The sequence below is a fragment of the Undibacterium umbellatum genome, assembly GCF_014284125.1.
Classification (GTDB): Bacteria; Pseudomonadota; Gammaproteobacteria; order Burkholderiales; family Burkholderiaceae_D; genus Undibacterium; species Undibacterium umbellatum.
Genome location: NZ_JACOFX010000013.1, coordinates 1 through 12,949, shown reverse-complemented (window position 1 = coordinate 12,949; position 12,949 = coordinate 1). Strand labels below are relative to the sequence as shown.

Sequence of the window (12,949 nt, the reverse complement as noted above, 5' to 3'; positions counted from 1 at the left end):
AAACATAGAATCCCATCCATGAGCAAACCAGTTTTTACCCATACCCAGGACCAGTTAAAGCAAATCGCGCAGGATATGTTGCGTTTCGCCCGTGAAAAAGGGGCATCGGACGCAGCGGTGGAGATCAGTGAAGGTGGTGGCCTGTCCATCAGCGTGCGCAAGGGAAAGATAGAGACCATAGAGCAAAACCGCGATAAGGGGATAGGCATTACCGTGTATATCGGTCAACGCCGTGGTAATGCCAGCACCTCCGATTTTTCTGAGCAAGCCCTGCGTGACTCTGTTGATGCGGCCTACAATATTGCCCGCTTTACGGCGGAAGATGATTGCGCTGGCTTGCCTGAAGCAGATCTGCTGGAAATGGCGCCGCTTGACCTCAAGATGTGCTACCCATGGCTTGTCACTGCCGAAGAAGCCATAGAGCTGGCAAAACGCACTGAGGCAGCAGCTTTTGCAGTTGACAAGCGCATCACCAATAGTGAAGGTGCCAGCGTGCACGCCCAGCAATCACATTTTGTGGCGGCCAATTCGCGTGGGTTCATGGGCGGTTATCCTGTCTCACGTCACACGATCTCGGTCGCACCTATCGCTGGCAGGGGTGCAAAAATGCAAAGGGATGACTGGTATTCTTCCCATCGCAATGCCAAAAAACTGGCGGAGCCGGAGGCCATAGGCCGTTATGCTGCTGAACGCGCACTGGCTAAACTCAATGCCCGCAAGCTTGATACCCGCAAATGCCCGGTGTTGTTTGAGGCGCCGCTGGCTGCAGGCTTATTGGGTGCCTTGGTACAGGCCACCTCCGGTGGTGCTCTGTATCGCAAGTCCAGCTTCTTGCTCGATTCGCTGGGTACGCAAATTTTCCCTTCCCATATTCAGGTACAGGAAGACCCACATGTCATCGGTGCTGTCGGCTCTTCACCTTTCGATGATGAGGGCGTCAAGACGCAAAAACGCAATATTGTCACGGATGGCGTCTTGCAAGGCTATTTCCTGTCTACTTATTCTGCCCGCAAACTGGGCATGCAAACTACCGGTAATGCGGGCGGGTCACATAACCTGTCCCTGACATCAAGTCTGACCAAGCGGGCCGACAACTTTGTTGGTATGTTAAAAAAAATGGGCACGGGCTTGCTGGTGACTGAGCTGATGGGGCAGGGTGTGAATTATGTAACTGGCGACTATTCGCGAGGTGCTTCTGGTTACTGGGTGGAAAATGGTGTGATTCAGTATGCGGTAGAAGAAATTACTATAGCTGGCAATATGCGCGAAATGTTTCAGCAAATTGCTGCTGTAGGTAGTGACAGCTTGATACGTGGTAGCAAGCAAACTGGGTCCATTCTTATCGAGAGTATGACAATAGCAGGTAGCTGACAGGCAACTTGTTAGTAAAAGCAATACACATGCCGGGCTGCGTCAATATATTTGATGCAGCCCGGTTTTTCGTCCGGACTCTCAAGTTTTACCTGCTTCAGCATGATTTGCGTACTCGTAACAATAACCGTTGTTATTCACCCTCAGTAAAAGTACTTAGGCTCTGCTTGGTGAGATGAAACTTGGCATAGGTAGAGATTGCTGTTGAAGTATTCAAAAGACTACAATTTAGTAGTCCTGGCTTCTAGGAATCCTTGCGAATGTTGCAATGCAATATAAACATTTATTGCTAGGCCAGGATTACGCCCATAGAATGATTTCGGTTTTTAGTAAATGACGTCAATGTCATTCATCAGTGTGCGGGCCGGGAGCAATTCAGGTCTTTATTCAAAATATCGGAGATAGTATGGAACGTCGTTCCTTTCTTAAAAAAGCCGCAGCAAGTGCTTCAGTTGGCGCTGCGGTCGCCGCACCAGCCTTGGCTGCGGATGCTTTGCCTACCCTTAATTGGCGTTTGACATCCAGTTTCCCTAAAAGTCTGGATACCATTTTCGGTGCATCCGAGGTTTTCGCTGCACGTGTCAAAGAATTGACTGATGGGAAGTTGAATATACGAGTGTTTTCTGCCGGTGAGATTGTGCCTGGTACTGCGGTCTTAGATGCCGTGCAAAATGGTACGGTGGAAATGGGGCACACTGCGTCTTATTATTACTTTGGTAAAGACCCAACATTTGCATTTGATACAGCTGTACCATTTGGCCTGACTTCACGCCAACAAACTGCATGGATGCTGCATGGTAATGGCATGAAGTTGATGCGCGAATTTTTCGCTGAATACAATGTCGTGAATTTCCTGGGCGGAAATACTGGCACCCAAATGGGCGGCTGGTTCCGTAAAGAAATCAAGACGCCAGCAGATTTGAATGGCTTGAAATTTCGCGTCGGTGGCTTTGCTGGTCGCGTGCTGTCCAAACTGGGTACAGTGCCTCAACAGATTGCTGGTGGCGACATTTACCCTGCATTGGAAAAGGGCACGATAGATGCAGCAGAGTGGGTAGGTCCTTACGATGATGAAAAACTGGGCTTCAACAAGATTGCCAAGTTTTATTACTATCCCGGCTGGTGGGAGGGCGGTGCGCAATTGTCCTTCTACGTCAGCAAAAAAGAATGGGACAAGTTACCCAAGCAATATCAGGCAGCGATAGAGGCAGCTTCGCACGAAGCACATAACGATATGCAAGCCAAGTACGATGCCCGTAATCCGGCTGCTCTGGGGCGTTTGCTGGCGCAAAAGATCAATCTGAAACCTTTCCCACAGCCAGTCATGGATGCCTGCTTTAAAGCTGCTCAAGAAACTTTTTCAGAAGAAGTTGCAAAAAATCCTAAATTTGCCAAGGTTTATACAGACTGGATCAACTTCCGCAATAATCAGGGCCAATGGTTTGGCGTTGCAGAGCAATCCTTTGCACGATTTAACTTTGGCAAGGCTTTGAAATAATCTTGATCTGAGTTTGTAAATAAAATATCCCCGCAGAATTTCTGCGGGGATTTTATTTTATAGATGCATTTGCTTGTAGAAATGAAAAACCTCCGCTATTACTAGTCAGAGGTCTTTTGTGTTGCTTATTTATTCAGCACTTACTTCTGCGGCTCCTGAAATTGGAACTTTGGTTGTTCCTCTTCTGGCGGTGTATCAGGCGTGCTGGCTGGCTTTTCAGTGTTATCGCTAAACACTGGCGGCTTGACGTCGGCATCTGGCTCATTGATGGTCTTCTCTATCACCAGATTGTCTGACACGGGCTTGTTGGAACCCTTGTCCAGCAAAGCAGTAACCATGACGGGGAAGCACATGACCAGTACCACCATAATCATCTGCAGACCTACCCAGGGCAGGGCGCCCCAATAGATGTCTGAACTCTTGACTTCCTTCGGGGCTACTCCGCGCAAATAGAACAGGGCGAAACCAAATGGCGGATGCATGAACGAGGTTTGCATGTTCACGCATAACATGACGCCAAACCATACCAGCGCGGCAGAGGATGCCGCTTGTGGGCTGCCCATGCTTTCCAGTAATACAGGCGCAAGGATTTTTTCTGCAACCGGTGCCAGCATGGGTACCACGATGAAGGCAATTTCAAAGAAATCCAGGAAGAACGCCAGGAAGAAAATGAACAGATTGACGATCAGCAAAAAGCCTATCCAGCCACCAGGCAGGGAGGTGAAAATGTGTTCTACCCAGACACCACCATCCACACCCTGAAACACGACCGAGAAGCAGGTCGATCCTATCAGGATAAACACAACCATGGCAGTAAGGCGCATGGTGGATTGATACCCCAGCGTGATCAGAGCGCGCAGATCAGCAATACGATACGCGCGTGTCACCAGCCAGACAATGGCGACATACACGACAACCAAAGCTATCTGCAATGCAAGTTTCGCAGGTTTGCTGATCTCCTGGGTGTCCGAGTAAAAAAACAGGCCGATGATCAAGGCTGCACCGAGTCCGGCAAGACCAGCACGGAAGGCCAGTTTGTCCCTCTTGTTGAATTCCTTGTCACGCAGGACCGCCAGAATTATCGCACCCAGCGCACCCATGGCACCGGATTCAGTTGGCGTTGCTATGCCCAGCATCATGGTGCCGAGCACCATGAAAATCAGTACGGCGGATGGAATAATCCCCTGCAGGCATTTCATCCACAAGGCCCTGCCCTGCAAGGTGCGCGCTTCTTTAGGGACGGCTGGCAGCCAATCCGGTTTGATACGTGACAGTATAAAGGTGTACAGAATGAACAAGGCGATCTGTACCAGCGATGGTCCCCAGGCACCCAGATACATGCTGCCTACGTCAGCGCTGGAAGTCTGGGTTTTCAATTGGTCTGCCAATACTACCAGCACTAGAGAAGGAGGCACCAGCTGGGTGATCGTGCCAGACGCTGCCAGCACACCAGTGGTATACCGTATGTTGTAGCCATAGCGCATCATGACGGGCAATGAAATCATTGCCATCGCAATCACCTGCGCAGCAACCGTACCTGTGATGGCACCAAGTATGAAGCCGACGATAATGACAGAATAGCCAAGGCCGCCGCGGATAGGCCCAAAGAGTTGACCCATGGAGTCGAGCATGTCTTCTGCCAGACCGCACTTCTCTAGTATCGCCCCCATGAAAGTAAAGAAGGGGATTGCCAATAAAAGGTCATTGGCCAGCACGCTGCCGAAAATACGTTGAGGAACCGCTTGCAGGAAAGCGACGTTGAAAAAACCCAACTCTATCGATAACAGACCAAAAGACAGGCCAACCGCAAGCAGTGAAAATGCGACGGGAAAACCGACCAGCATAAACAACACCAGGCCGCCAAACATCAGTGGCGGCATATACTCTAAAGGGATCATTGCACAGGCCTTTCGTATTTCGATTCCAGATGTGTCTTGCCCAGTAAGGATGCAATACGTTTGATGAGTTCAGATACGCCTTGCAAAGTCAGCAATGCAAAGCCAACGGGAACGATCAGTTTGATCGGGTAGCGCGGCAGGCCGCCAGAGTTACTCGATTGCTCCAGAATTGCCCAGGATGGCAGGAACAGTGATTTCCAGGCCAGCCAGGAAAACAAGATACAAGATGGGAAAAGGAAAAAGACGATACCAAAAATATCGATCCAGAGTTGAGCACGTTCAGAAACATGGGCATAAATCAAATCTACCCTGACGTGTTCATTTCTTTGGAACGTGTACGATGCACCCAGCATGACCGCGGCACCAAACAAATACCATTGCAATTCCAGTGGCCAGTTGTCGCTCCAGTCGAAACCATAACGTATTAACGCATTCGTAGCGCTGACGATACATGATAATAAAATTAACAAGTTTGCCAGACTGCCGATACGTTCATTCATTACGTCGATCCATTTAGACAGACGCAGAAATACTTGCATATACATATCTCCTGAGTTTTTATTTTACAGACGTCAAAAACGCAAATGTCGGGCATGGGCTGCAGTCTTTTCGCGAAAGAGCTGCCTTACCTTGCTACCTGAAAATGTTATTTTGAGTCTTGTTTTTTGTGCTTCTGAAATTACCATGAGCATAGTGCAGGTATTCCAAAGCCGTCACGAGTATAAGACATTTTTTCACATGCACGAGAGTCCATCTGTGTTGAAAAAATACTTTTTTGGAGTGAAAACGACAATCCCAGTATTTCTACTTAGATGGACATCGAGGATGGAAATATGGGCTTGCGTGAAATGGGCGCGATTTCTGAATTATAAATCGCACCCGTATCAGCAAACTGATGAAGCAGGCTTAATTTGCCTGACCGAGTTGGCTGCGCAATCTGGCAATCGCCAGCTTGACTTGTTGTGGTGCTGTGCCACCAATATGATTGCGGGCAGCGACCGAACCTTCCAATGTCAGGACTTCAAATATATCGTCATTGATGAGACTGGAGAAGGCCCGCAATTCTTCCAGTGACATGTCGCTGAGGTCGCAGGATTTTTCAACGCAGGTGCGTACTGCCAAAGCGACGGCTTCGTGTGCGTCACGGAAAGGCAAGCCTTTCTTGACCAGGTAATCAGCCAGATCGGTTGCTGTAGCATAGCCTTGCAGGGCAGCGGCACGCATGGCTTCTGGTTTGACAGTGATACCGCCTGCCATGTCAGCAAAAATACGCAGGGTATCAATGACAGTATCTACCGTATCAAACAAGGGCTCCTTGTCTTCCTGGTTATCCTTGTTGTAAGCCAGTGGCTGGCCTTTCATCAGAGTCAGCAGAGCGATCAGGTGGCCATTGACGCGGCCAGTCTTGCCACGCGCCAGTTCCGGCACGTCAGGGTTTTTCTTTTGCGGCATGATGGAAGAGCCTGTGCAAAAGCGGTCAGCGATATCGATGAAGCCTATGCGCGGGCTCATCCAGATCACCAGTTCTTCTGACATGCGCGAGATATGTGTCATCACCAATGCGGCGGCGGCGCAAAATTCTATGGCAAAATCGCGGTCAGAGACGGCATCCAGCGAGTTATAGCAAACTTCGTCAAAGCCCAGGGTTTTGGCAACGCGCTCACGGTCGATAGGGAAGGTCGTGCCAGCCAGGGCCGCAGCACCCAATGGCAGGCGGTTGACGCGCCTGCGGCAATCTTGCATACGTTCTGCATCGCGGCCAAACATTTCTACATAGGCAAGGATGTGGTGACCAAAAGTGATAGGTTGAGCCACTTGCATATGGGTAAAACCTGGCAGGATAGTATCCGCATTTTTTTCTGCCAGATCCAGCAAAGCCAAACGGAAGTCTCGCAACAGGCCGAGGATATTGTCGATGGCGCTGCGCATGTACAGGCGTATGTCGGTGGCAACCTGATCATTGCGTGAACGACCAGTATGCAGGCGTTTTCCGGCATCGCCTACCAGTTCTGTCAGGCGCTTTTCTATATTCAGATGCACGTCTTCCAGGTCGAGCAGCCATTCAAACTTGCCGCTGTCGATTTCAGATTTGATCTGTGCCATGCCACGTTGTATATCGGCATAATCGTGGGCAGTGATGATGTTTTGTGCCTGCAACATTTCAGCATGTGCCAGTGAGCCTTCAATATCAAAAGCAGCCATGCGGTTGTCGAAGAAAACCGAGGCGGTATAGCGTTTGACCAGATCGGAAACAGGTTCAGAGAAACGGGCAGACCATGCCTCGCTTTTTTTATTGAATTGTGATGTCATAGTGAATTGTTGCCATATTGGCTGCATTTGCGAGAGAATTTCCCCTGATTATCCCAGATTTTAAAGCTGATTACCCTTGCAAATGCCAGATGCTTGTAGAGTTGGGGATAATTTTTCATTTTATTTGATAGAACAGGTAGTTAAATGAAGGCCAAACCAAGCCGGGCAGGAGATGCCAACGCGGCAATCAACAATAAAGATGACAGAGATGACTAGCGATAAAATGAACAGCATTGGCGAGCCACTGATACCTGATTGTTGCAATTTGGGTGTATTTTCCCGAATTCTGATCAGCGTGAATTTGCTCGGTTTGTTTGTTCTGTGGTCGCGCGGTGATGACTGGCGCCTGGTTTTGCAGAATTTTCTTGAGAGCGCGATGTTGCTGGAAACCATCAGCCTTTGTTCTTTGCTGGCGCTGTGCGGCTTACGCAGACTGGCGATGCGTTTTCCCATGTCTGCGTGGTTTCAGCGCTTGTTATGTTGCATGTTGCCAACAGCCATAGCATCGCTGATCATGGTGTATTTGCACATGCAAGACTGGTTTCTGGCTGGCTTCCCCAAGCTTAATCCTCTTTTTGTCGTTGCTGCAACCGGCGTGCTTGCACTGATATTTCAGCAGTATTTTGAATTGCGCACCAGGGCATTTTCACCTGCGCTGGGTGAGGCGAAACTGCAAGCTTTGCAGGCCAGGATACGTCCGCACTTCCTGTTCAATAGTCTTAATACTGCATTGTCATTGATACGCACAGAGCCGCGCCGTGCCGAAATGGTGCTGGAGGACCTTGCAGATTTATTCAGGGTATTGATGCGTGACACCCGTAATGTCACCAGCTTGCAAGATGAAATACGTTTGTGTGAGCAATATCTGGCGATAGAAAAAATTCGTCTGGGCGAGCGTTTGCATGTGACTTGGGATAAAGAAAAAATCTCACTCAAAGAATTAAATGAAATAGAGATACCTTCGTTGCTACTGCAACCCTTGCTGGAAAATGCCGTTCATTACGGTGTTGAACCATCTGTGCAGCAAGCCACCATCTCCGTAGAGATACGACGTCATCTGGATAAGGTGGATATTCGCATTTGCAACCCTTATCACGCCGATTCAAATATGGTTTCTGGTAATCAGATGGCTTTGGAAAACATACGTCAAAGACTAAGTTTGCTTTATGATATTGAAGCGCAAATCCAGTACGGCGTTGTAGGTGAGTACTTTGAAGTCAAATTGCATTTCCCAGCTAAAAGATGATGATCCCAAGAATATTGATTATTGATGATGAAGCACCCGCAAGACAACGGTTGAAGACTCTTTTGTCAGACATCCAGCACGAATGCCCGGTCACGGTAGTTGGTGAGGCAGAAAATGCCATGCAGGGCCTTGAGCAAATAAGCAATTTACATCCGGAAATTGTCTTGCTGGATGTGCAGATGCCGGGTATGAACGGTATCGAGTTGGCACAGCATCTGGCTCAGCATCAAGCTAGCTTGCGCCCGCCGGTAATCATTTTTGTGACAGCTTATGATGAATTTGCTGTCAAGGCTTTTGAGGTGCATGCGCTTGATTACTTGATGAAGCCAGTTCGTGCAAGCCGGCTGGTCGATGCCTTGCAGCGTGGCTTTGAAAAAGTGAAGGTAGAGCATCGCTTGCCGGAGAAAATCGCTACAGACAGCCCTGGTCCAAAACGTAAACATTTCTCAGTGCTGGAAAGGGGGCGGATTTTACTCATACCAGTCGCAGATGTGCTGTTTTTGAAAGCAGAGCAAAAATATGTGACCTTGCATACCGCGCAACGAGAGTATTTGCTGGAAGAGTCACTCACGTCGATAGAACTGGAGTTGGGGAGTTTACTGGTCAGGGTGCATAGAAACGCCCTGGTCGCCCGTACTGCTATTCATGGTGTAGAAAGAGCGGTGCAAGTTGTGGATGTAGAGAATCATCAGGAAAAAGTATCTGAATCCTGGCAAGTCATTGTCACTGATTGCGCCGAACGGCTGCCAATCTCACGCCGGCAATGGCCAGTCATCAAGGCGTTGGTAAGGGTCTAGGTATTTGAAGAGTTAGGGTGCAGGGCAGTTCAGCGCCAGATAGGCAAGCCGGTCAAATCAGTGTCTTCGTCTTGCACCCAGGCTGGCAGGCCAGTGCGGTCAGTCGGTCCAAGCACTTCAAGCAACTCTAGCTGCTCCTGTTTTTTGCCGCGTCGACCTTGTGCTGGTTTTACAGGCTTCCTGTTCTCAGGCAATAAAAACGCAGGTGCGCCGAAGCCGGGCAATTCCAGGGTGGCGTGATCTTTATTGTCTTTCATCAGCTTATACGTAGTTGGTGGTGATGTTTGTACAAATGGAGACAATAAATCCCTGACTATGCTTTGTCAGGGGAATCAATTGTGCTCGGTAAATTTGTGCGTATGCACCAGAACAAAAACTTTGGTTGCGGGGGCAGGATTTGAACCTACGACCTTCGGGTTATGAGCCCGACGAGCTGCCAGACTGCTCCACCCCGCGTCTGAAGGAGGCAAATTGTACATGGCATGAGCGCCTTATACAATCATTTATAAAAATATTTTTATTTGACGGTTAAATGGAGAACGAAGGACATGCGAAATTTGCGATTCTTCACAATGCAAATGTAGAAAATAATGTTGCTGAAGCAACCCGCAGAATAAATTGCATGCATAATGAACGCATAGGGAAGCACAATGTGGTGGCGTGAACGCACCAGCCAGAGATCATTTTTCAGGAGTGAAAAAGCAGTTATGGAATTCGAAGTCATTGACACACAAATTTCACCAGGCGGCCGTATGGAGGTTTTATCCAAGGCCGAGGTTGTGCAATTGCTCGACAATAGTCATGGTGGTCTGTATCAAGTGTTTCGCAGTTGTGCACTGGCGGTATTGAATTGCGGTAGTGGCCTGGATGACGGCAAGGAATTGCTGGAGCGATACAAGAGCTTTGATATCAGCATTGTGCAGCGTGAGCGCGGCATCAAGCTTGATGTCAAGGGCGCGCCTGCCAGTGCCTTTGTGGATGGTGTCATGATCAAGGGTATACAGGAGCACTTGTTTGCAGTGCTGCGCGATATTCTGTTCATCAAGGCTGCCATAGAGGATGACCGCAAGTTTGATTTGACGACTACCGAAGGCATCAGTGACGGTGTTTTCCACGTCATGCGTAATGCCAACTTGCTCAAGCCACAGGCCAATCCTAATATGGTGGTGTGCTGGGGGGGGCATTCGATTTCCAGCGATGAATACGATTACACCAAGCATGTAGGCTATCAGTTGGGTTTGCGCGCCATGGATATCTGTACTGGTTGCGGGCCAGGTGCCATGAAAGGCCCAATGAAGGGTGCCACCATAGGCCACGCCAAACAAAGGATTACTACCGGTCGTTACCTTGGGATCACCGAACCAGGCATTATCGCGGCCGAGGCCCCCAACCCCATCGTCAATGATCTGGTGATTTTGCCGGATATAGAAAAGCGACTTGAAGCTTTTGTACGCATGGGGCATGCCGTCGTCGTCTTTCCTGGTGGTGCAGGTACGGCGGAAGAAATTTTGTATTTGCTGGGCATCTTGTTGCATCCTGATAATGCAGATTTGCCTTTCCCGCTGATTTTCACCGGGCCAGAGACAGCGGCAGACTATTTCCGTCAGATAGACCAGTTCATTGCAGCTACGCTTGGTCCTAAAGCGCAACAGAGTTATCAAATTATTGTCAATGATCCGGTCAGGGTGGCGCAAGAGGTGCAGGCAGGCATCAAGAAGGTGCGTGAATTCCGCAAAGCCAAGGGGGACGCTTATTATTTCAATTGGTTATTGAAGATAGATGCAGAATTTCAGAAGCCTTTTGAGCCTACCCATGAAAACATGCGTAATCTGGCTCTGCACAAGAACCAGGAAACCCATTTGCTGGCGGCCAATTTGCGCCGGGCTTTCTCAGGCGTGGTTGCAGGCAATGTCAAGAACCAGGGTATTCGTGCCATAGAAAAACATGGGCACTTTGAAATTCGCGGTGATAGTGAAATAATGGCATCTATGGATACCTTGCTGGCATCTTTTGTTGCACAAAACCGCATGAAATTGCCTGGTAAGGCGTACACACCTTGCTACCGTGTTATAAAGTAATTGTGTTGCAGTAAAACAGTAGGATAATGGTGCATCCCTGTTCCATCACTATGAGGAAAACAGACATGAGTTCCGTACAGCAAGAAGTTGACGAACGTACCAACCTCACTGCGTCCAACAAATTTGAGCTATTGCTGTTCCGCCTTGGCTCAGATGGCAGCAGTGACAGATCAGAATTGTTTGGCATTAATGTCTTCAAGGTGCGAGAGATCGTCGCCATGCCTACTATTACCGGTATGGCTGGCGCGATGCCCCATATGCTGGGCGTGGTGAATTTGCGCGGGCAAATTATTCCTGTCATTGATTTGCCTTCCGTGGTGGGGCTGAAACCCAAGACTGGCTTAAACATCATGCTGGTGACAGAATATGCACGTACCACCCAGGGCTTTGCAGTTGAATCAGTTGAAGAAATTGTACGTCTGGACTGGAATCAGGTTTTGTCGGCTGAAAACAGTGCAGTGGGCGGCATGGTCACCAGTATTGCCCGTTTGGATGGCGATACTGAAGATACCCGTCTCGCCCAAGTGTTGGATGTGGAGCAAATCCTGCGTCAGATCACTCCCTCAGACACCAAGGATGTTGATCCTGAAACGATAGGTGCCAAGCTGAAAATGCAGGCCGGGGCATCTATTCTGGCGGCAGATGACTCAGCGGTGGCTCGTGGCCTCATTGAGCAAGCCCTGACTGCCATGGGTGCGCAATACATCATGACCAAGACTGGCAAGGAAGCCTGGGAGAAATTGCAATCCCTGGCAGCAGCAGCTCAGGCTGAAGGCAAGGGTGTCCGTGACAAAGTGGCGATGGTGCTGACGGATCTGGAAATGCCAGAAATGGATGGATTTACCCTGACACGCAAGATCAAGCAGGATGACAGGTTTAAATTCTTGCCTGTGGTCATACACTCATCTTTGTCGGGCGCAACCAACGAAGACCATATCAAGACCGTAGGTGCTGATGCTTATGTTGCCAAATTTGTGGCGGAGGAATTGGCAGCGGCTATACGTGCAGTATTGGCAAAATAAGTTCTTGCTGTATAAATCAGAAATCGTCATCAAAGGGTGCAATTAGTGAAATAATTGCACCCTTTTTGTATCTGGATCAAGACTGCTTTATCTTGATTGTGCTGGCACACGATGCCATCCGGCGGGACAGGATTTGATGGCTGGATAAAAACCATCGGGCTGATGACAATACAGCCAGTCCTTGCCAGTTGTAGTTTGTGGATCACGACTGGGCTGGCTCATGATGGTGCTGTCATTCACATAGTTTTGTGGATACACGCTATAGCTTTCTTCGTACACTATATCGCTGGTACTGACTACTGGCGAAACGTAGCTAATTGTTGGTGAAACTACCACGCCGGGGTGGTAGCGCCAGGAGTAATCGTAGGGGTAAAAGGAAACTCCATGGCTGTGCCTGTTGCTGAATTGAAAATAGAGTGGCGGAATAGACAAACCTATGCTGATCCTTGGGCGGTAGTGATGTCCGCCAGGACGTGCCCATGCTGACGTAGTGATACTCAGCAGGCAGATTGCTACAAGGAGTGATTTGAATAATTTCATATCTCATTTGCAATAATAGGACATACCCAAAATCGCCCCAGCTGCGTTGCAGCACCTCTCTTAGAACCTGTTCGAGATCTTTTTTGATCACCCCCGCCGCAAGAGCAAAGTGAGGAATGCCAAATTAACGAATTGCAAGCTGGTATTCAATTGTCGCTCACAGTTTTTCCAAAGGCGATGGCATTTCTC

At 49.0% G+C, this 12,949-nt stretch carries 11 protein-coding genes, 1 tRNA gene and 1 pseudogene; 6 read left to right on the top strand and 7 right to left on the bottom strand.

Annotated elements, in window-relative coordinates; all coding sequences use genetic code 11:
* The first annotated feature begins 18 nt into the window (after window positions 1-18).
* A complete protein-coding gene (pmbA, locus tag H8L47_RS20280) occupies window positions 19-1,371 on the top strand; it encodes a metalloprotease PmbA (protein ID WP_186955428.1) in 1,353 nt (450 codons plus the stop codon).
* A gap of 406 nt (window positions 1,372-1,777) precedes the next feature.
* Window positions 1,778-2,869, top strand: a complete 1,092-nt coding sequence (locus tag H8L47_RS20275) for a TRAP transporter substrate-binding protein (protein ID WP_186955427.1) — start codon at window positions 1,778-1,780, stop codon at window positions 2,867-2,869.
* A 140-nt stretch (window positions 2,870-3,009) separates the two neighbouring features.
* Here H8L47_RS20275 and H8L47_RS20270 read toward each other — a convergent pair whose 3' ends face one another.
* The 3 genes from H8L47_RS20270 to argH form a co-directional block, all read right to left on the bottom strand.
* Window positions 3,010-4,767 (bottom strand): TRAP transporter large permease, encoded by a 1,758-nt coding sequence (locus H8L47_RS20270; RefSeq protein ID WP_186955426.1) that lies wholly within the window; start codon window positions 4,765-4,767, stop codon window positions 3,010-3,012.
* Window positions 4,764-5,306: a TRAP transporter small permease subunit gene (locus H8L47_RS20265; protein ID WP_186955425.1), complete on the bottom strand. Its 543-nt coding sequence runs from the start codon at window positions 5,304-5,306 to the stop codon at window positions 4,764-4,766. The genes H8L47_RS20270 and H8L47_RS20265 overlap by 4 nt, the downstream gene beginning before the upstream one ends.
* A gap of 367 nt (window positions 5,307-5,673) precedes the next feature.
* Complete coding sequence (argH, locus tag H8L47_RS20260) at window positions 5,674-7,077, bottom strand: argininosuccinate lyase (protein ID WP_186955424.1); 1,404 nt, start codon at window positions 7,075-7,077, stop codon at window positions 5,674-5,676.
* Window positions 7,078-7,285: 208 nt separating this feature from the next.
* On the opposite strand from argH, the gene H8L47_RS20255 reads away from it, so the two are divergent.
* Both H8L47_RS20255 and H8L47_RS20250 read left to right on the top strand, forming a co-directional pair.
* Entirely contained in the window at window positions 7,286-8,323 is a 1,038-nt protein-coding gene (locus tag H8L47_RS20255) for a sensor histidine kinase (protein WP_230413839.1), read from the top strand.
* The gene (locus tag H8L47_RS20250; protein WP_186955556.1) at window positions 8,323-9,120 is read left to right on the top strand and encodes a LytR/AlgR family response regulator transcription factor; all 798 of its coding nucleotides are present in this window, start codon (window positions 8,323-8,325) and stop codon (window positions 9,118-9,120) included. The genes H8L47_RS20255 and H8L47_RS20250 overlap by 1 nt, the downstream gene beginning before the upstream one ends.
* A gap of 29 nt (window positions 9,121-9,149) precedes the next feature.
* On the opposite strand, the gene H8L47_RS20245 is transcribed toward H8L47_RS20250, so the two are convergent.
* Window positions 9,150-9,377: a hypothetical protein gene (locus H8L47_RS20245; RefSeq protein WP_186955423.1), complete on the bottom strand. Its 228-nt coding sequence runs from the start codon at window positions 9,375-9,377 to the stop codon at window positions 9,150-9,152.
* Window positions 9,378-9,499: 122 nt separating this feature from the next.
* Window positions 9,500-9,576, bottom strand: a tRNA-Met gene (locus H8L47_RS20240).
* 251 nt (window positions 9,577-9,827) lie between these two features.
* On the opposite strand from H8L47_RS20240, the gene ppnN reads away from it, so the two are divergent.
* The gene (ppnN, locus tag H8L47_RS20235; RefSeq protein ID WP_222616624.1) at window positions 9,828-11,198 is read left to right on the top strand and encodes a nucleotide 5'-monophosphate nucleosidase PpnN; all 1,371 of its coding nucleotides are present in this window, start codon (window positions 9,828-9,830) and stop codon (window positions 11,196-11,198) included.
* 65 nt (window positions 11,199-11,263) lie between these two features.
* Entirely contained in the window at window positions 11,264-12,220 is a 957-nt protein-coding gene (locus H8L47_RS20230; protein ID WP_186955422.1) for a chemotaxis protein, read from the top strand.
* 87 nt (window positions 12,221-12,307) lie between these two features.
* Here the strand turns inward: H8L47_RS20230 and H8L47_RS20225 are convergent, their stop codons facing one another.
* Both H8L47_RS20225 and H8L47_RS20220 read right to left on the bottom strand, forming a co-directional pair.
* Entirely contained in the window at window positions 12,308-12,760 is a 453-nt protein-coding gene (locus H8L47_RS20225; protein ID WP_186955421.1) for a hypothetical protein, read from the bottom strand.
* Between the two features lie 87 nt (window positions 12,761-12,847).
* Window positions 12,848-12,949 (bottom strand): annotated as a pseudogene (locus H8L47_RS20220) (IS5/IS1182 family transposase); the annotation flags it as partial.

Coding starts and splice junctions, on each gene's coding strand:
- H8L47_RS20250 (WP_186955556.1), top strand. CDS start 8,323: ATGATCCCAAGAATATTGATTATTGATGATGAAGCACCCGCAAGACAA.
- H8L47_RS20225 (WP_186955421.1), bottom strand. CDS start 12,760: ATGAAATTATTCAAATCACTCCTTGTAGCAATCTGCCTGCTGAGTATC.
- H8L47_RS20265 (WP_186955425.1), bottom strand. CDS start 5,306: ATGCAAGTATTTCTGCGTCTGTCTAAATGGATCGACGTAATGAATGAA.
- ppnN (WP_222616624.1), top strand. CDS start 9,828: ATGGAATTCGAAGTCATTGACACACAAATTTCACCAGGCGGCCGTATG.
- H8L47_RS20230 (WP_186955422.1), top strand. CDS start 11,264: ATGAGTTCCGTACAGCAAGAAGTTGACGAACGTACCAACCTCACTGCG.
- argH (WP_186955424.1), bottom strand. CDS start 7,077: ATGACATCACAATTCAATAAAAAAAGCGAGGCATGGTCTGCCCGTTTC.
- H8L47_RS20255 (WP_230413839.1), top strand. CDS start 7,286: ATGACTAGCGATAAAATGAACAGCATTGGCGAGCCACTGATACCTGAT.
- H8L47_RS20275 (WP_186955427.1), top strand. CDS start 1,778: ATGGAACGTCGTTCCTTTCTTAAAAAAGCCGCAGCAAGTGCTTCAGTT.
- H8L47_RS20245 (WP_186955423.1), bottom strand. CDS start 9,377: ATGAAAGACAATAAAGATCACGCCACCCTGGAATTGCCCGGCTTCGGC.
- pmbA (WP_186955428.1), top strand. CDS start 19: ATGAGCAAACCAGTTTTTACCCATACCCAGGACCAGTTAAAGCAAATC.
- H8L47_RS20270 (WP_186955426.1), bottom strand. CDS start 4,767: ATGATCCCTTTAGAGTATATGCCGCCACTGATGTTTGGCGGCCTGGTG.